Here is a 17,665-nt window from a genome sequence, read left to right as displayed (position 1 = left end):
GCGGACTCGCCTGCACCGTAGTGCAGGATATCCGCCCACCCCGACAACTTTCGCGCGCTCCCGTCCCCGGAGTGGCGTGCGCCGCCCGTCAGCGGGGGTCGTAGCCCAGGTCGGGCCACAGGCCCAGCAGGGCTTCGATCTTCCGCGGGACCTGGAAGCTGTTCCGGAAGTTCGGCTTCTCGCCGATCGTGGCGAGGGCCTTGCGGAGGTCGCCGAAGGCCGGTTTGGCGGCCGACTGCCGGGTCAGGACGTAGCAGTACGTCCGGCGGGGGTACGCGAATTCGTCGATGTACGCCTGCAGGACGAGACCGGGGGCCTCGATCCGCGACCCGACGAGGGGGCGGCCCTGCTTCTGGCTGTAGACGGGGATCACGTGCACACCCGCCCGGAGCGTGCGCGGCGGGTCCTGGCCCTGGCCGTCGTCGGCCCAGAGCAGCTCGACGCGGAACGGTGATTCGCCGTTCTCGCCGGGGTGGGTGTATTCGCGCTGCAGCTCTTCGAGCCGGTACGCGGCCTCGGCGTTCGGTTCGCCGCCTTCGACGAGGCTGACCAGGTACAGCTCGGCCGGCCGCGGCCAGGACGGCCGGGGCACGTCAGTGGCTTCGGGGGCTTCGGGTGCTTCGGTGCTTTCGGAGGCTTCCGGTTCGGCCGCGACCGGTTCCGCGGTGCCGGCCGGCGAACCGGGCTCGGCAGCGGCGGGCATGGCCGGTTCCGGCTGTTCCGGCCGCGTGGTGCCCGGCTCGGCGGCGGAGGCGGCCGGCGGGGCCGTGGCGGGCTGTGCGGGGCTCGCGACCTCGGCAGGGACGCCGGGGCGGGCCGCGGACGTCGTGGCCGGGCCGCCGGGAACGCCCGGGCGGATCACGCCCGACGGAGCCGCGCCCGGTACGCCGGGACGCACCGGGGAAGCGGGCGGCGTGGCAGCCGGGCGGACGGGCGAAGGCGCGGGAGCCGCGGGGCGCACCGGCGAGGGTGGCGGCGTCGCGGCCGCGGGCCGGACCGGCGTCACCGGGCGGCTGGTCACGACCGGCCGGGCGGCGGCGGGCCGGGTCGCCGCGGGGCGGCCCGTGACCGGCTTGCCGGCGCCGTACTGCTCCAGCAGCGGCTCCAGGTCACCGGCGGTCAGCGAGGGGCCCGCGAGGTCGCACCACTCGAGCCAGGCCTCCTGGGCCTCCTCGACGGTCTGCCGCTCGTGGGAGAGCGTGACGGCCTCGAACAGCTGCCGCGGGCCGGCCGCCGTGACGTCGGCCGAGCCGACCACGACGAACGACGGGTCGTCCTCCGCGATCACCAGCTTCGCGTTCAGCCCCCGCAGCGAGTGCACGATCACGCCCGCCTTGACCCAGTGCAGCAGCGCGTGCGGGCTCGTCGCGCCGGACAGCACGGTGTCCAGGCTCGCGTCCGTGATCAGCGTGTCGCCGGGTTGCAACGGCAGCAGGGCCGCCGCGCCGGGACCGACGTGGCCGAAGGCGGCCACCAGGTTCCGGCGCGGGGCGAGCAAGGGGGTGATCGAGGCCCAGATGTCGCGACCGGCGAGTAGTCGTACCGAACGTTCTGCCAAACCCAGCCGAGCGAGCTCCGCGTCCATGCCCACGACCTTAGCCGGTGCCCCTGGAGCACCTGACGGCCGGAATATCTCTTGCTTGGAAGTAGTTGAACGCGCATGTAAGATGGTGCTCGCGAAGGGAGCAGGTCATGCAGTTCGGAATCTTCACGGTGGGCGACGTCACGACCGATCCCACGAACGGAACCACGCCGACCGAGCACGAGCGGATCAAGGCGATGGTCCGCATCGCGCTCAAGGCGGAGGAGGTCGGCCTCGACGTCTTCGCGACCGGCGAGCACCACAACCCGCCGTTCGTCCCGTCGTCGCCCACGACGATGCTGGGCCACATCGCGGCGCAGACGTCCAAGCTGATCCTGTCGACGTCGACGACGCTGATCACCACGAACGACCCGGTGAAGATCGCCGAGGACTTCGCGATGCTGCAGCACCTCGCCGACGGCCGCGTCGACCTCATGATGGGCCGCGGCAACACCGGCCCGGTCTACCCGTGGTTCGGCCAGGACATCCGCCAGGGCATCCCCCTGGCCATCGAGAACTACGCGCTGCTGCGCCGGCTCTGGCGCGAGGACGTCGTCGACTGGTCCGGCAAGTTCCGCACCCCGCTGCAGGGCTTCACGTCGACACCGCGGCCCCTGGACGGCGTCCCGCCGTTCGTCTGGCACGGGTCCATCCGCAGCCCGGAGATCGCCGAGCAGGCGGCGTACTACGGCGACGGCTTCTTCGCCAACCACATCTTCTGGCCGACGTCGCACTTCCAGCAGCTGATCTCGTTCTACCGCCAGCGCTTCGAGCACTACGGCCACGGATCGGCGGACCAGGCGATCGTCGGCCTGGGCGGCCAGGCGTTCATCCGCCCGAAGTCCCAGGACGCGTGGAACGAGTTCCGGCCGTACTTCGACAACGCACCGGTGTACGGGCACGGCCCGTCCCTGGAGGAGTTCACGGAGCAGACGCCGCTGACGGTGGGCAGCCCGCAGGAGGTCATCGACAAGACGCTGACCTTCCGCGAGAACTTCGGCGACTACCAGCGCCAGCTGTTCCTGATGGACCACGCGGGCCTGCCGCTGAAGACGGTGCTGGAGCAGCTCGACCTGCTCGGCGAGCAGGTGATCCCGGTGCTGCGCAAGGAGCTGGACTCCCTGCGCCCCGCGCACGTCCCGGACGCGCCGACGCACGCGTCCCTGAAGGCGGCTTCGGTGGCGGCGGCTTCGATGGAGGCTTCGGTATGAAACTCGCAGTGGTGACGGCCGGCCTGTCGGTGCCTTCATCGACCCGCCTGCTGGCCGACCGCCTGGCCGCGGCGACCGTCGCCGCGGCCGGGGAACCGGTCTCGGTGTCCGTGGTGGAGTTGCGGGACATCGCGCTGGACATCACGAAGAACCTCCTGACGGGCTTCCCGAGCCCGCAGCTGCGCACGGCGATCGAGACGGTGACCGGCGCGGACGCGCTGATCGCGGTGACGCCGGTGTTCACGGCGGGCTACAGCGGGTTGTTCAAGTCGTTCTTCGACGTGCTGGACGCGGATTCGCTGGTGGGCAAGCCGGTGCTGCTCGCGGCCACGGGCGGGACGGAACGGCATTCCCTGGTGCTCGACTACCAGCTGCGGCCGTTGTTCGGGTATTTGAAGGCGGATCCGGTCGCTACGGGCGTGTACGCGGCTTCGTCCGACTGGGGCAGTGGTGAGGCCTCGGGGGCGTTGCAGCGGCGGATCGAGAAGGCGGGGGCGGAGTTGGCTGCGCTCGCCGGGGGCCGGCCTGCTGTACCGGGGGAGCCGGATTTCGTTCCGTTCGAGCAGTTGCTGGCGGCCGAGTGAAGCCTGCAGGCGGTTGAGCCGGCTGACGGTCGATGGGCGTGGTCTGCCGATGCGCTGCGACTGCTGAGTCGGTCGCCGGCCCGGATTGTCGTGGGTGTGGGCCCGTAGCCGGGTGGCTGCGGGCCTTTCCCGTGTTCAGGCTGCGAATGGGAGCGGTTCGTGGATGTTGTTGCGTCTGGGTTTTCGGCGCCGGTCGATGAATACCGGTGGGAGGAATTCGGGGAGGCCGTCGGGGGCGATGCGGACTTCCCAGCCGGAGCGGTGCAGGAGCCGGTGGTGGTGGGCGCACATCAGGACGAGGTTGGTGAGGTCGGTGGGTCCGCCGTCGGCCCAGTGGCGGACGTGGTGACCCTGGCAATGCCGTGGCGGCCGATGGCAGCCCGGGAAGGCGCAACCACGGTCGCGCAGGTACAGGGCCCGGCGGAGCCCAGCAGAGATCAGGCGGCGGAGGCGACCGAGGTGGAGGGGTTCGCTCTTGTCGCCGAGGACGGCGGGGATGAGCATGCTGTCGCAGGCGTGCACCCGGGCTTCGGCAGCGGTCATCGAACCGCTGTCGCCGAGGGTGGCCGTCCCCACGCCGGTCTTGAGGTCGGCTAGCGACACCGCGACCATCACATGCGCTCGTTCCCCGGCCTGCATGGGCAGGGCCGGGGAGTTGAGGGCGAGGTCGACCGCGTCGGAGAAGGCGTCGCCGTAGCGTTGGGGCAGGGTGCGGTGGTCGGGGCCGTCGTCGCTGGTGCGGCGTTCGGCGAGCGTATCGAGTAGGGCGCTGGCGCGGGTGCCGGTCTCGTCGTCGAACCTGCCGTTCAACTCCCAGACCCCGGAGCGCTTGCGACGAAAGAACAGTTCCCGGGGCGGGATGGCAGGTTCGGTGTCGTCCGGTTCGGCGCCGTCAGGGTTCAAGTGGGCGAGGATGCGAGCGCCGAGGGCCGCGACCTGTCTGTGTCCGGCATCGGCGGCGAAAGTCAGAAGGTCGCCTTCGACGTTCGCGTGATGCTCGGGCGGGACTTGGGTGAGCACTCCGGTGATCACATCGATCATCGGGGTGCTCAACCGCCCCGCCCGCGCGGCAACACCCGTCGCGGGCGCCAAAGCGGGAATCAGGCTGCCGTCGAGATTCCGGCCCGGGCTGAGGGCGCGGGCGCGTTTCATCATCCGTTCGCCGGCCTGCTTGGGAACATCGCCGAGATGCTCCAACAGCCGAGCGACAGAGCGGTAGCCGAACAGCTCCATCACCCCACGCTGTTCGATTTCCACCAGCAGGGCACCAAGTTCGGCTTCGGCGGAGCGCATGCACGCGAGCAGCTCACCGATGCGGTCGGCGATGGCCACCGCGTCGGAGGAGAGAGCCGCGTTGTCGGACATAGCTCAAGATTACCGAGCATCGAACATGAGTTCATCACACGATCAGGTGGTGTCCAACCGGGATCAGCGGTAGTGAACCCGATACCGCAAATGCGTAACCCCTTGCCCCGAAACGACTTCCACCTGCTCCAGCTCGGCGTTCCCGGTGCCGGAGTCCTCGAAGTACCGCACGCCGGTGCCGAGCAGCACCGGAACCAGGTCGATCCGCACCTCGTCGAGCAGGCCGAGGTTCAAGCACTGCTGGGCGATCGACGGCCCGGAAACGCCCACCGTTCCGTCGCCGGCCGCCTTGGCTTTTTCGATCGCGCTCGTGATGTCCGCGCAAAACGTGAAGGGTGCCAAGTGGTCCGCGGGCCAGTCGGCCGGTGGTGGCCGGTGGGTCACGACGAACGCCGCGCCGCCGCCCGGGGGACGGCCGCCCCAGCCGTGGGTGTGCTCGAACACCCGGCGGCCGCAGACGAAAGCGCTGTGGCGCACCGAATCGAGGAACGTGCCCAGGTACTCCGCGCTGGCGGGGGCGACGCGGAACGTCATCGGGTAGCCCACCATCGGTACCTCGACCTCTCCGGCCTGGTACCAGTCGAAGAGCGGTCCGACGCTGTCGTCGGGCCGGGCCACGAACCCGTCGAGCGACGTGCAGAAGCTCGCCACCACGTCCGGCATGAGCCGCACCTCCTGATCAACCAAGCGGTTTATCAACCAGTGGGTTGAATATAAGGAAGCTGCGTCGGCTCGTCAAGGAGCTGCCGAAAGTAGGGGGCCGACCCGATCGTCCGGCAGCAGCGGCCGCCATCCCGCGCCGCCTACCTTCACCGCCATGACAAGGCTCCTCCTCGTGCTGGCGGCCCTCCTGCTGGCCACCGCCACCCCGGCGGACGCGGCCGCGCCCCGGGACATCGACAGCTACGTCCGCGCTTACCTGGACCACGCCGGCCTGCCCGGCGCCACGGTCGCGGTCACCCACGGCACGGACGTCGTCCGCGTCGCCGGCTACGGGCACGACGCCGCGGGCACGCCGCTCACGGCGTCGACCCGGCTGCCGATCGCGTCGGTGAGCAAGTCCATGACGGCCTTCGCGGTCCTGCAGCTCGCCGAAGCGGGCCGGCTGGGGCTGGACGAGCCGGTGACGCGGTACCTGGCGGACTTCCGGCTCGCCGACCCGCGTGGCGCGAAGATCACCGTCCGGATGCTGCTGGACCAGACGTCCGGGATGGCCGACTCGGCGTTCCCCGACCTGAAGCTGCCGCAGCCGCACACCCTCGCCGAGGCCGTCACGCGGCTGAAGGACGCCGAACTAGCCGACGAGCCGGGCGCGCGGTTCCACTACCACAACCCGAACTACGAGGTCGCCGCCCGGATCGTCGAGGTCGTCGCCGGGCAGCCGTTCGAGACCTACCTGCGGACGCGGCTGTTCCAGCCGCTCGGGATGGCGTCGAGCACGACCGTGGACGAGCCGCCCGCGGACCTCTCGCCGGGCTACGTGCGGGCGTTCGGGTTCGAGATCCCGGTGGCCGAGCGCGCCTGGTTCACCGGTGGCAGCCACGGCGTGCTGACCACCGCCGAGGACCTGGCGCGGTGGCTGATCGCGCAGCGTGACGGCGGTGGGGTCCTGTCGCCGTCGTCGGTCGCGCTGGCGCACACCCCGGCACCCGGGCGCGACTACGCCTTCGGGTGGCGTGCCGATCCGCCGGGACAGCTGTCCCACTCCGGCGACTGGTTCAGCCACACCGCCGCGCAGGTCCTGCTGCCGGACGGCCACGGCATCGCCGTGATCGCGACCACCGGCATGGCGCTGGACAACGACGCGGAGACGCTGGCGCAGGGCCTGGCCACCCTGGTCCGGGGTGGTTCGCCGGAGCTCGCGCTGCCCGCCGGGGTGGTCGCGGACCGGGTGCTCGCCGGGCTGATCCTGCTTTCGGTGCTGCTCGCCGCCCTCGGCGTCGTCCACGCGCGCCGGTGGGCCGCGCGGCGGAAGAGCCCGTGGCGCGCGGGGCTCCGGTTGCTGCCCTGCCTGGTGCCCGGCGTGGTCCTGGTGCTGCTGCCGGACCTGATGGGGGCCGTCTTCGCCGGTCGGCGGGGCACGTTCGGGCAGATCCTGTACGTCTGGCCGGGCGTCGTCGGCTGGCTGGGTTCGGCGACGCTCTGCGCGTTAGTGGTGGCCGCCGCGCGGGTATGGGCACTCGTGAGTGGCAGACAGCGGCCGCGACGGGAAGAATCGGCCGAAACGACAGGAGTGGTCGCGTGGGGCTCGGAAAGCGGATGAAGCGGGTCCTGGTCGTGGTGGCCGGTGCCATCCTGCTGGTGGTCGGGGTGCTGCTGCTCGTGCTGCCCGGCCCCGGGCTGCTGCTCGTGCTCGCCGGGTTGCTGCTGCTGGCCTCGGAGTTCCCGGCGCTCGAGCGGTACGTCGACCCGGTGCGCGACCGCGCGATGAAGGCGGCGGAGGACAGCGTGTCGTCGCCGTTGCGCATCGCCGGCTCGGTGCTGGCCGGGCTGGCGCTGCTGGCGGCGGGGATCGTCTGGGGCACGGTGAAGTCGCTGCCGTTCAGCGGCTGGAGCACCGGGTCGAGCCTGATCCTGTCGTCGGTGATCCTGTTCGCGCTGCTGGGCTGGAGCTACCACCGGGTCAAGTCGCGCCGGGAGAGCGGGACGAAGGCTTCCACCGATCGGTAGCCTCGGCGCCATGAGCGCCGGATTCCAGCGCGCCCGCCGTCCCGAACAGATCGAGGCGCGCCGGCGGGTCATCCTCGCCGTCGCGCGGGAGCTGCTCGCCGAGCGGCCGGTCGCCGAAATCAGCCTGCGGGAGCTCAGCTGCCGGGTGGGGCTGGCGAAGTCCAATGTGCTCCGGTACTTCGACAGCCGCGAAGCGATCTTCCTGGAAGTCCTCGACGGCGCGTGGACCGCTTGGCTCGACGACCTGGCCGAGGCGCTCGGCGAGCCGGGCCCGGCGGAGCCCGGGTTCGCCCGTGAGGAGCGGATCGCCGGCACGATCGCGGCGACGCTCGCCGGGCAGCCGGTGCTGTGCGAGCTGCTCAGTTCCATGGCGCCGGTGCTGGAGCGCAACATCCCGGTGGAGTTCGCCCGCAGCTTCAAACGCCGGGCCGCCGCGAACACCGGGCGGCTGGGCGAGCTGGTGCGGGTCCGGGTGCCGGAGCTGCCGGCGGAAGCGGCCCGGCACTTCGCCCACGGGGTGGTGGTCCTGGTGTCGGGCTCGTGGCCGGCGGCGCACCCGACGGCGGCCGTGGCGGCCGCCGAGCGGGACGAGCCGCCGGTGTTCGGGCTGGCCGAGGGCCTGACGAACCTGCTGGTGGGGCTGGTCGCACGGCAGGGGTGAGGGCCGCCAACGCGGCCGAAAGCCGCGGAATGGCCGCACCGGAAATCCCGATGCGGCCATTCCGGAGGAATCGCTACTTGCCGCTGCTGTACAACGCGCTCACGTCCGCGTCGGACAGCGCCCGGTCGTAGACGTGGACCTGGTCGACCGCCCCGTTGAGGTAGTCGACCGGGCCGCCGCCGTACTTGCCGCGGCCGATCACCGTGTGGCCCGTCGATGCTTCGCCGAGGCAGACGCTCTTCGTCGCCGCCAGTTGGCCGTCGACGTACAGCTTCAGCGTGCCCGACGCCGCGTCGCGGACGCCGACGACGTGGTACCAGCGGTTCGGCTCCGGAGCCGCGGGTGCCAGGGCCCGCGTGCCGACGAAGCTCATCGCCAGCCGGTGGTCCGCGCCCGAGTACTGCAGGAAGAACGCGCTGTTGCCGGCGCCGTCCTGGCTCACGATCGTCTGGAAGCCGTCACCCACGGCGTTGAACTTCACCCACGCCGCCGCGCTGTAGCTGCCTTCGGTGTTCACCAGCGCGGCACCGGTGTCGGCGTACTGGCCCGATCCGTTCACCGCCAGCGCCGAACCGCTCTTGCCCGCGGTCCAGGACGCGCCGCCGGCGAGTGTCGCGTCGTGGCTGCCCACGACGTCCTCCGCCACCGTGCCGGTGTTCTCGTCGAAGGGGTACGCCGCGATGCCGTCGATCCCGGGCGTTCCGGCCGGCACCGACGGACCGGAAACCGGTGCGCCGGTGGCGCCCTTGATCACCGCGAGGTTCGCCGCGCGGACCGCCGCGAAGTCCATCTTCTTCACCTGCCGGTCGTAGGTGAAGAAGCCGTTGACCTCCTTCTCGACGTCGGTGGTCTGCGTGTAGACACCCGCGGACACCCCGCACCGCTGGGCGACCAGCAGCAGGCGCTGCTGGAGCTCGCCGTAGCGCCGGGTCAGCGTCGCGCTGTCGGGTTCCATTTCGTAGGCGAAGCTGCCCGTCGCGTCGAACTCGTGCCCGGCGACCTTGAGGCCGAGCCCGCCGTACTCGCCGTCGACCGCCGCGCGCGGGCCGGTCTGCACCGGCGTGCCCGGGCCGGTGTAGGTGTGGTCGTCGTAGATGTCACCCTTGCCGCTGTCCGGTTCGGACCGGCAGCAGTTGACGCCGGATTCGGCGTTCACCAGCCGCGTCGGGTCCCAGGACTTGACGAGGTCGGCGATGCGGCCGACTTCGTAGTCGCCCCAGCCCTCGTTGAACGGCACCCAGCTGACGATCGACGGGAAGCTGCGGTGCTGGTCGATCATCCGGTGCATCTCGGATTCGAAGTTGACGCGCGAAGCCGCGGACGGCTCGACGTCGTCCTTCATCGCCGGCATGTCCTGCCACACCAGCAAGCCCAGCTTGTCGGCGTAGTAGTACCAGCGGTCCGGCTCGACCTTGATGTGCTTGCGCACCATGTTGAAGCCGAGCGCCTTCTCCTGCTCGAGGTCGAACTTCAGCGCCGCGTCGGTCGGCGCGGTGTAGATGCCGTCCGGCCAGAAACCCTGGTCGAGCGGGCCGACCTGCATGACGAACTTGCCGTTGAGCAGCATCCGCTGCTTGCCGTCGGCGGTCTTGCCGACGCCGACCGACCGGAGGCCGAAGTACGAGCCGACCTCGTCGCCCGACGGGACGAGCTTCACCCGCAGGTCGTAGAGGAACGGGTCGTCCGGCGACCACAGGTGCGGCCGGTCCACCTTGAGCTTCAACGGCTTGTTCGCGTCGCCGGACACCCGCCCCACCGGGCGGCCGTGGTCGTAGGCGACGGCTTCGACGCGCTGCTTCACCGGGCCGCCGACCACGGCGTTCACCGTGACCGACCCGCTCGCGACGTCGGGCGTCACGTCCAGGCGGTCGATGCGCGTGGCCGCCACCGGCTCCATCCAGACGGTCTGCCAGATGCCCGACGACGGTGTGTAGAAGATGCCGTCACCGGGCTGGCGCTGCTTGCCGATCGGCTGCCCGCCCTGGTCGTTCGGGTCGGCGACGCCGACGATCAGCTCCTGGTCGCGCGCGGTGGTCAGGGCGTCGGTGACGTCGACCGAGAAGGCGTCGTAGCCGCCGGTGTGGCGGCTGACGGTCTTGCCGTTGACGATGACCGTCGTGTCGTAGTCGACGGCCTGGAAGTGCAGCAGGATCCGCTGCCCCCGCCAGTCGCGCGGCAGCTGGAACGTCCGCCGGTACCACATGTTCGTCTCGTGGCGCATGATCCCGGACAGCGCGGACTCGACCGGGTACGGCACGAGAATGCGCTCGCCCAGCGAACGGCCGATCGGGGCGGCCTCGCCGGGCTTGGCCGAGGAGAACTCCCAGACGCCGTTGAGGTTCTGCCACTTGTCGCGGGTCAGCTGGGGCCGGGGGTAGTCGGGGAGGGCGTTGGCGGGGGAGACGTCCTTGGTCCACGGCGTGGACAGCGGCGGGGTGAGCCGCTGCCACTGCGGTTCGGCGGCCGAGGCCGCGGCCGGCACGGTGCCGAGGCCGGCCACCGCGACCGCGAACGCGGCGGCCGCGGTGAGCCATCTCCGGGATTTTCGGGCGGGGCGGAACATTCGGTGAACCTCCTGGTAGGGGACGCGGGTTCAGCGGGTACGGGAGCGCGCGAGCAGGCGCTGGATCACCACGACGACGAGCAGGAAGGCGCCGCTCACCACGGTCTGGTAGTTGGAGTCGAGGGTGCCGATCTGGTTGATGACGTTCTGGATCAGCGTGCGCAGCAGGACGCCGACGAGCGTGCCGACGATCGTCCCGGCGCCGCCGGTGAGCAGCGTGCCGCCGATGACGACGACGGAGATCGCGTCGAGTTCGGTGCCGACGCCGATCACCGTGACGCCGGACTGCAGGTACGCGGCGGTGAGGATGCCCGCGACGCCGGCGAGCGCGCCGCTGAGCGTGTAGAGGCTGATCTTGGTGCGGGCCACCGGAAGCCCCATCAGCAGCGCCGACTGCTCGGCGCCGCCGATGGCGAACACGGACTGGCCGAACCGGGTGCGGCGCAGCAGCAGCCCACCGAGGGCGAACAGGACGAGCGTCAGGTAGACCGGGACGCCGATGCCGAAGATCGTGCCCTGGCCGAGCCAGAGGAACGCCGAGCCGGCGTCCACTTTGTACGTCGTCGCGCCCTCGGAGGTCAGCGCGAGCAGGAGTCCCCTGGCGAACAGCAGGGAAGCCAGCGTCACGATGAACGGCGCCATCCCGGTGCGCGCGATGAGCACGCCGTTGACGAACCCGATCAGCGAACACACCGCCAGGGGCAGCAGGATCGCCACGACCAGCCCGTACTGGGCGCCGTACGCGGCGAGGACGCCGCCGAGCGCGTAGTTCGAGCCGACCGAGAGGTCGATGCCGCCGGAGATGATCACGAACGTCATCCCGAGCGCGATCACCGCGAGGAACGAGCTCTGCAGCGCCAGGTCGCGCAGGTTGTCCGCGGACCCGAAGCGGGGGAAGGCGAACCACGCGGCGGCGATGCCGAGCACGAGCACGACCGCGGCGCCCTGGCGTTGCAGGACTCCGGCGAAGGCGGCGTTGCGCGCGGCGGGTTCGGTGGTGGTGGCGGTCATCTGCTGCTCCGCTCGCGGGCGACGTAAACCGCGACGACGATGATGGCCGCCTGGACCATCTGCGCGGTCGAGTCCGGCAGGTTGTGCTTGATCAGGGTGGCGTGCACGAGCTGCATGAGCAGCGCGCCGAACACGGTGCCGAGCACGCGGACCCGGCCGCCGGTCAGCGGGGTGCCGCCGACGACGACCGCGGTGATCGCGGACAGCTCCATCAAGAGCCCCAGGTCGTTGGGGTCGCTGGCGCCCAGCCTCGACGTCGCCAGCACGCCGGCCACCGCGGCCAGTGCCCCGGAGATGACGTAGACGCCGACGAGCACGCGTTTCACCGGCAGCCCGGCCAGGGAGCTCGCCGCGCGGTTGCCGCCGACGGCGACCAGGTGGCGGCCGAACGTCGTGCGCTGCACGACCAGCCCGGCCAGCACCGCGAGCACCGCCGCCACGATGACCATGACCGGGACGCCGAGGACGTCGCCGGTGCCCAGCTCCAGGAAGTCGCGGTTGTGCAGCTGGACGAGCTGGCCGTGGGCGATGACCAGCGCGAGTCCCCGCCCGCCGACCAGCAGCGCCAGGGTCGCGATGATCGGCTGGATGCCCAGGTAGGCCACCAGGTAGCCGCTGAACAGGCCGGACACGATCCCGGCGAGGACGGCGACGATGATCGCCAGCAGCGGTCCCGCGCCCAGGTACAGCGGGATGAGCGCGGCGGCGATCGACATCACCGAGCCGACCGAGAGGTCGATGCCCTCGGTGCCGATCACCAGCGCCATGCCGAGCGCGACGATGCAGACCGGCGCCGCCTGCACCAGCTGGGTGCGGAAGTTGGCCGCGGACAGGAAGTTCTCGGTGAAGACCACGTTGAACAGCAGCAGCACGACGACGGCCAGGTAGACGCCGTAGTCCTGCAGCCACCCGGTGACCTTCGCGCGCTCAAGGGTGGCGGTGGACATCGTTGTCACCCTCCGCTGCGATGGCCGTCAGCACGTTCTCCTCGGTGATGCGGTCGCCGGTCAGCTCCCCGACGGCCGAGCCGTCGCGCAGCACGACCACGCGGTCGGAGCCGTCGATCAGTTCCTCCAGTTCGGACGAGATGAGCAGCACGCCGAGCCCTTCCTGCGCGAGTTCGTCGATCAGCGCCTGGACCTCGGCCTTGGCGCCGACGTCGATGCCGCGGGTGGGCTCGTCGAGCAGCAGGATCTTCGGGCCGGTGGCGAGCCAGCGGGCCAGGAGCACCTTCTGCTGGTTGCCGCCGGACAGCTCCGACACCTTCTGCTCGGGACCGGCCGCCTTGATCCGCAGGCGGTCCATGAAGATCTTGACGATCTTGTCCTGCTTGGCCTTGCTGACCAGCCCGAACGGCGACAGCGTCGGCAGCGCGGCCAGCACGATGTTCTCCCGGACCGACAGGTTGGGGATGATGCCGTCGGTCTTGCGGTCCTCGGCCAGCAGCGCGATCCCGGCCCGCACGGCTTGGGCGATCTTGCCCTTCTTCAGCGGTTTCCCGGCCAGCAGCACGCTGCCGCCGTCGAGGGGGAACGCGCCGACGATGGCCCGGGCCGTCTCGCTGCGGCCGGAGCCGAGCAGGCCGGCCAGGCCGACGACCTCGCCGGGACGGATGCTCACCGAGACGTCGTGCAGCTTGCGCATACCGGACAGATTTTCGGCCTTGAGCAGCGGCTCGCGCTCGACGTCGTGCTCCTCGCCGAACGCCGTGACGCCCTCTTCGCGGATCTGGCGGATCTCGCGGCCGAGCATCAGCGACACGAGCTCGATGCGCGGCAGCGGCTTGAGCGGTCCGCTGTGGACGACCCGGCCGTCGCGCAGGACGGTGACGCTGTCGCACACCCGGTACAGCTCGTCCATCCGGTGGCTGACGTAGACGATCGCGATGCCTTCGGCGTGCAGCCGGTTCAGCACCTCGAAGAGCGTCTCGACCTCGCGCGGCTCGAGCGACGACGTCGGTTCGTCCATGATGACGACCTTGGCGTCGGTCGAGACCGCGCGGGCGAGCGCGACCATCTGCTGCGCGCCCACACCGAGGGTGTGCAGCGGGCGCTTGACGTCGTCGTCGATGCCGTAGCCCTTGAGCAGCTCACGGGCGTCGGCGTACATCCTGGACCAGTCGACCAGCCCGGTGCGAGTGCGCGGCTCGCGGCCGAGGAAGACGTTGCCGGCGATGCTCATCAGCGGGACGAGGTTGACCTCCTGGTAGATCGTGGAGATCCCGGCGCGCTGCGCGTCGATCGGCCGCTTGAACGCCACCGGCTCGCCGAGGTGGCGCACTTCGCCCTCGTCGGGCTGGTAGACGCCGGTGAGCACCTTGATCAGCGTGGACTTGCCGGCGCCGTTCTCGCCGACCAGCGCGTGCACCTCGCCCGGCTTCAGCGCGAAGCTGACGTCGTCGAGGGCGAGGGTGCCGGGGAACCGCTTGGTCACCCCGGCCACCTCGAGCACCGGCGCGGTCGTCATGGCGACGTCCTCTTCGGTGGCTGCCGTCATTTGTAAGAGTTCCCGACCTTCTGCGCGGCGTTGGTCTCGTCGTACTGGTCGTCGGTGATCACGATGCTCGCCGGGATCGGCTCACCGTTCTCGAACTTCTGCAGCGTCTGGAAGGCCAGCGGGCCGAAGCGCGGGTTGGACTCGATCACGGCGTTGTAGCTGCCGTCGACGATGAGCTGCACCGCGTTGCGGGTGCCGTCGATGGAGATGATCTTGACGTCCTTGCCCGGCGTCTTGCCGGCCGTCTTGAGCGCGTTGACCGCGCCGACGCCCATTTCGTCGTTCTCGGCGTAGACGGCGGTGATGTCCGGGTGGCTCTGGATGAGCTGCTCCATCACGGACTGGCCCTTGGACCGGTCGAACTCGCCGGTCTGCTCGGCGACCACGGACAGGCCCGGCGTCTTCGCCAGCTCGTCCTTGAAGCCCTTGGTGCGGTCGGTGGTGACGTTGTTGCCGGACGAGCCGAGCAGGATCGCGACCTTGCCGGTGCCGCCGGTGACCCGCGCGGTCTCCTCGGCGGCGCGCTTGCCCTGCTCGACGAAGTTCGAGCCGATGAAGGTCAGGTAGTCGGTGCAGGCCTGCGAGGTCACCTTGCGGTCGATGGTGATGACCGGGACCTTCTTGGCCTTCGCCGCGTCGAGGGCCGGCTGGAGGCCGTCGGAGTTCAGCGGGGCGACGACCAGCAGCTGGGCGCCGCGGTCGAGCATCGACTTGATGTCGCTGATCTGCCGGTTCAGGTCGCTCTGGGCGTTGGTGACGAGCAGCTTGTCGTTCGCGATGCCGAGCTTCGCGGCTTCGTCGCGGATGGACTGCGTCTCGGTGATCCGGAAGGGATTGGCCTCCTTTTCGGACTGTGAGAAACCGACCACCGCCGTCTTCAGGTCGACCTTGGGGTAACCGGTCTTCTCGAGCGTGCAGCCGCCGGCGGACGGCGCGGCGGACTGGGCGCTGGCGGCCGGCCCACCGCCGCTCGACGGGGCCGCGGGGGAATCTTCCCTGCTGGTGCAGGAGGTGAGGGTCAGCGCGGCGGCGGCTGCGGTGACCAGAACCAGTCGGGGACGGGAGGACAAGAGCACGGCGACTCCTCGGGCAGCGTCGTTGGTGGCCCGCTCGCCGGGGTGATCGGGGTCACCGCGGGAGCCTTGAGGTACTTTTTACATCGTTGGAACAACGTTGTAAACCGGCGGCGGCTCGCTACACTTCGTGCTCACTCTCTGAAGGGACCGCCCGTGACCGTGACGCTCAAGGACGTCGCCACGCTTGCCGGAGTTTCGGTGAAGACGGTGTCGAACGTCGTGAACGGCTACGCCTTCGTCAAGCCGGAGAACCGCCGGCGGGTCGAGGAAGCCCTGGCGGCGACCGGGTACCGGCCCAACGTCGGGGCCCGCAACCTCCGCCGCGGCCGCACCGGCTTCCTGGCGCTGATGGTGCCGGAGCTGTCGATCCCGTACTTCGGCGAGTTGGCCGGCCTGGTGATCACGGCGGCCCAGAAGCGCGGCTGGAGCGTCCTGATCGAACAGACGCAGGGGACGCGGTCACGGGAGCGGGAGACGCTCTCGTCGCTGGGGCCGCACCTGGTCGACGGCGCCCTGGTGCACCCGGAAGCCCTCGAGGCGCCGGACTTCCCGGCCGATCCGGGCGGGATTCCGCTGGTCATGCTGGGTGAGCACGCGGTGGACGTGCCGATCGACCACGTGGCGATCGACAACGTCCTGGCCGCGCGCACGGCGGTGTCGCACCTGGCCGCGTTGGGCCGCAAGCGCATCGCGGCGATCGGGCGCAACCCGGAGCGCGGGACGTCGTCGCAGCGGCTGGCCGGGTACCGCTCGGCGCTCGCGGAGGCCGGTTTGTCCTATTCGGACGCTTTGGTGGCCCCGGCGGAGAAGTGGCACCGGTCGGTGGGGTCGGCGGCGATGAAGTCGTTGCTGGCACTGCCTTCGCCGCCGGACGCGGTGTTCTGCTTCAACGACCTGCTGGCCGTCGGCGCGCTGCGCGCGGTGGCCGAGCTGGGGCTGCGGGTGCCGGAGGACGTGGCGATCGTGGGGTTCGACAACAACGAAGAGAGCGCATTCTCGCTGCCGTCGCTGACGACGATCGCGCCGGACAAGACCGCACTGGCCGAGGCGGCGGTGGACCTCGTGCACCGGCGCATCACCGGAGACAAGACGTCCCCGCCGCAGGACATCCAGACGCCGTTCGCGCTGGAGATCCGCGAAAGCACCCGCGGCCGCTGACGCTTCTCAGCGGGCCGGCCAGTGCCACGACGGACGGTCCAGCCGGCCCTGGCCGGCCACCTTCGTCTCGCCGTACTCCTTCTCCAGCTCGACCGTGCTCACCTCGGCCACTTCCGCCAGCGCGCGGATCAGGGGCTGGGCGTGGGACACCACCACGAGCTGAGTCTCCTTCGCCGCTGTCGCGATCAAGGTCGCCAAGGCCGGCAGGAGGTCCGGGTGGAGGCTGGTCTCGGGCTCGTTCAGCACCAGCAGCTCCGGCGGGCGCGGGGTCAGCAGGGCCGCCACCCACAGGAGGAACCGCAGCGTTCCGTCCGACAGCTCCGCCGCCGACAGCGCACGCAGCAACCCGTGCTGGCGGAACTCGACCGACAGCAGGCCGTCCTCGGAGCGCCGCACCTCCACGGTCGAGCCCGGGAAGGCCGCGTCGAGCACTTCCGCGAGGTCCGCGTCGCGGCCCACCTCGATGATCGTCTGCAGGGCCGCCGCGAGGTCGGCGCCGTCGTGGGACAGCACCGGCGTGCGGGTGCCGATGCGGGACTGGCGCGCCGGTGCGTCGGCGTCCGCGCGGAAGTGGTCGTAGAAGCGCCACGACCGGATGCGTTCCCGCAGCACCACCAGTTCCGGGCAGGCCCGCGGGTCCGAGAACTCGCTCAGCATGCTGTCCGTGAGCCGGATCTTGAACCGGTCCTCGCCCCAGGCCCCGGACGCGACGCGCGTGCGCACCGACGGGCCCGCCCGGTCCGCCAGCAACGCCGACGGCCGCAGGTACGGCCCCGACCAGACCGCTTCCCGCTTGAACTCCGGGTCGAGGTTGAACAACGTCCTCTTGCCCGGCACCGGCAGTCCCAGGTCGAGGGCGTAGCCGAACTCGTCGCCCGCGAAGCCGAGCCGCAGCCCGACGGCCTTGGTGTGCACTTTGCCCTCGACGCGCGTGGTCCCGCGTCGCACGCCGTTCTCCGGGCCGGCCCACAGCGTCGACGGCAGCCCGCCCTCGCGGGCCAGCGCCGCCACGGCGCCGTTGCGCGACGCGTCGGCCAGTAGCCGCAGCGCCCGGTACAGGCTCGACTTGCCGCTGCCGTTCGGCCCGGTGACGACGGTCAGGCCGGACAGCGGCAGCACCAGGTCACGCAGCGAGCGGTAGTTCTCGACGGCCAGCGTGGTGAGCATGCCTCGAACCTAGCCGAAGTGCCCCTTCAGGGAGGCGGGATGCCCGCTCACTTGACCGGCATTGTCGCTTCGTAGAAGCGGGCGGCGGCCTTGCGGGCGCCGGTGAAGCCGTTGGCCCACA

At 70.8% G+C, this 17,665-nt stretch carries 15 protein-coding genes; 6 read left to right on the top strand and 9 right to left on the bottom strand.

The window, feature by feature from the left end; genetic code table 11:
• Positions 1–88: 88 nt before the first annotated feature.
• Complete coding sequence (locus AB0F52_RS26820) at positions 89–1,585, bottom strand: hypothetical protein (RefSeq protein ID WP_360176537.1); 1,497 nt, start codon at positions 1,583–1,585, stop codon at positions 89–91.
• Between the two features lie 107 nt (positions 1,586–1,692).
• Between AB0F52_RS26820 and AB0F52_RS26815 the strand changes: the two genes are divergently transcribed.
• The gene (locus AB0F52_RS26815; RefSeq protein ID WP_360176534.1) at positions 1,693–2,793 is read left to right on the top strand and encodes an LLM class flavin-dependent oxidoreductase; all 1,101 of its coding nucleotides are present in this window, start codon (positions 1,693–1,695) and stop codon (positions 2,791–2,793) included.
• Positions 2,790–3,377 (top strand): FMN reductase, encoded by a 588-nt coding sequence (locus AB0F52_RS26810; RefSeq protein ID WP_360176531.1) that lies wholly within the window; start codon positions 2,790–2,792, stop codon positions 3,375–3,377. The genes AB0F52_RS26815 and AB0F52_RS26810 overlap by 4 nt, the downstream gene beginning before the upstream one ends.
• A gap of 135 nt (positions 3,378–3,512) precedes the next feature.
• Here the strand turns inward: AB0F52_RS26810 and AB0F52_RS26805 are convergent, their stop codons facing one another.
• Complete coding sequence (locus AB0F52_RS26805) at positions 3,513–4,742, bottom strand: DUF222 domain-containing protein (protein WP_360176528.1); 1,230 nt, start codon at positions 4,740–4,742, stop codon at positions 3,513–3,515.
• A 63-nt stretch (positions 4,743–4,805) separates the two neighbouring features.
• Complete coding sequence (locus tag AB0F52_RS26800; RefSeq protein WP_360176525.1) at positions 4,806–5,405, bottom strand: dihydrofolate reductase family protein; 600 nt, start codon at positions 5,403–5,405, stop codon at positions 4,806–4,808.
• 154 nt (positions 5,406–5,559) lie between these two features.
• On the opposite strand from AB0F52_RS26800, the gene AB0F52_RS26795 reads away from it, so the two are divergent.
• The 3 genes from AB0F52_RS26795 to AB0F52_RS26785 are packed head-to-tail and all read left to right on the top strand — an operon-like array spanning position 5,560 to position 8,073.
• A complete protein-coding gene (locus tag AB0F52_RS26795; RefSeq protein ID WP_360176522.1) occupies positions 5,560–7,005 on the top strand; it encodes a serine hydrolase domain-containing protein in 1,446 nt (481 codons plus the stop codon).
• Complete coding sequence (locus tag AB0F52_RS26790) at positions 6,984–7,412, top strand: PGPGW domain-containing protein (protein WP_103342002.1); 429 nt, start codon at positions 6,984–6,986, stop codon at positions 7,410–7,412. The genes AB0F52_RS26795 and AB0F52_RS26790 overlap by 22 nt, the downstream gene beginning before the upstream one ends.
• A 10-nt stretch (positions 7,413–7,422) precedes the next feature.
• Entirely contained in the window at positions 7,423–8,073 is a 651-nt protein-coding gene (locus AB0F52_RS26785) for a TetR family transcriptional regulator (protein ID WP_360176518.1), read from the top strand.
• A 73-nt stretch (positions 8,074–8,146) separates the two neighbouring features.
• Here the strand turns inward: AB0F52_RS26785 and AB0F52_RS26780 are convergent, their stop codons facing one another.
• Genes AB0F52_RS26780 through AB0F52_RS26760 form a run of 5 tightly spaced genes read right to left on the bottom strand, consistent with a single transcriptional unit; the run spans position 8,147 to position 15,219 of the window.
• Positions 8,147–10,636, bottom strand: coding sequence for a LamG-like jellyroll fold domain-containing protein (locus tag AB0F52_RS26780; RefSeq protein ID WP_360176515.1), 2,490 nt, complete (start codon positions 10,634–10,636; stop codon positions 8,147–8,149).
• Positions 10,637–10,666: 30 nt separating this feature from the next.
• Positions 10,667–11,647: an ABC transporter permease gene (locus AB0F52_RS26775; protein WP_360176512.1), complete on the bottom strand. Its 981-nt coding sequence runs from the start codon at positions 11,645–11,647 to the stop codon at positions 10,667–10,669.
• Positions 11,644–12,594 carry an ABC transporter permease gene (locus AB0F52_RS26770; protein ID WP_360176509.1) on the bottom strand — a complete coding sequence of 317 codons (951 nt, stop codon included), beginning with the start codon at positions 12,592–12,594 and terminating at the stop codon, positions 11,644–11,646. Before AB0F52_RS26770 ends, AB0F52_RS26775 begins: the two co-directional genes overlap by 4 nt.
• A complete protein-coding gene (locus AB0F52_RS26765) occupies positions 12,575–14,143 on the bottom strand; it encodes a sugar ABC transporter ATP-binding protein (RefSeq protein ID WP_360176506.1) in 1,569 nt (522 codons plus the stop codon). The genes AB0F52_RS26770 and AB0F52_RS26765 overlap by 20 nt, the downstream gene beginning before the upstream one ends.
• Complete coding sequence (locus AB0F52_RS26760) at positions 14,140–15,219, bottom strand: ABC transporter substrate-binding protein (protein ID WP_360176503.1); 1,080 nt, start codon at positions 15,217–15,219, stop codon at positions 14,140–14,142. Before AB0F52_RS26760 ends, AB0F52_RS26765 begins: the two co-directional genes overlap by 4 nt.
• Before the next feature lie 153 nt (positions 15,220–15,372).
• On the opposite strand from AB0F52_RS26760, the gene AB0F52_RS26755 reads away from it, so the two are divergent.
• Entirely contained in the window at positions 15,373–16,377 is a 1,005-nt protein-coding gene (locus tag AB0F52_RS26755) for a LacI family DNA-binding transcriptional regulator (RefSeq protein ID WP_285988665.1), read from the top strand.
• A gap of 6 nt (positions 16,378–16,383) precedes the next feature.
• On the opposite strand, the gene AB0F52_RS26750 is transcribed toward AB0F52_RS26755, so the two are convergent.
• A complete protein-coding gene (locus AB0F52_RS26750) occupies positions 16,384–17,544 on the bottom strand; it encodes an AAA family ATPase (RefSeq protein ID WP_360176499.1) in 1,161 nt (386 codons plus the stop codon).
• Positions 17,545–17,665: the final 121 nt, after the last annotated feature.

Origin of the sequence: Amycolatopsis sp. NPDC024027, from assembly GCF_040638975.1 — a bacterium.
Taxonomy (GTDB): Bacteria; Actinomycetota; Actinomycetes; order Mycobacteriales; family Pseudonocardiaceae; genus Amycolatopsis.
Note: the sequence above shows the minus strand (reverse complement) of the source record. Positions and strands in the feature narration are given on the sequence as shown.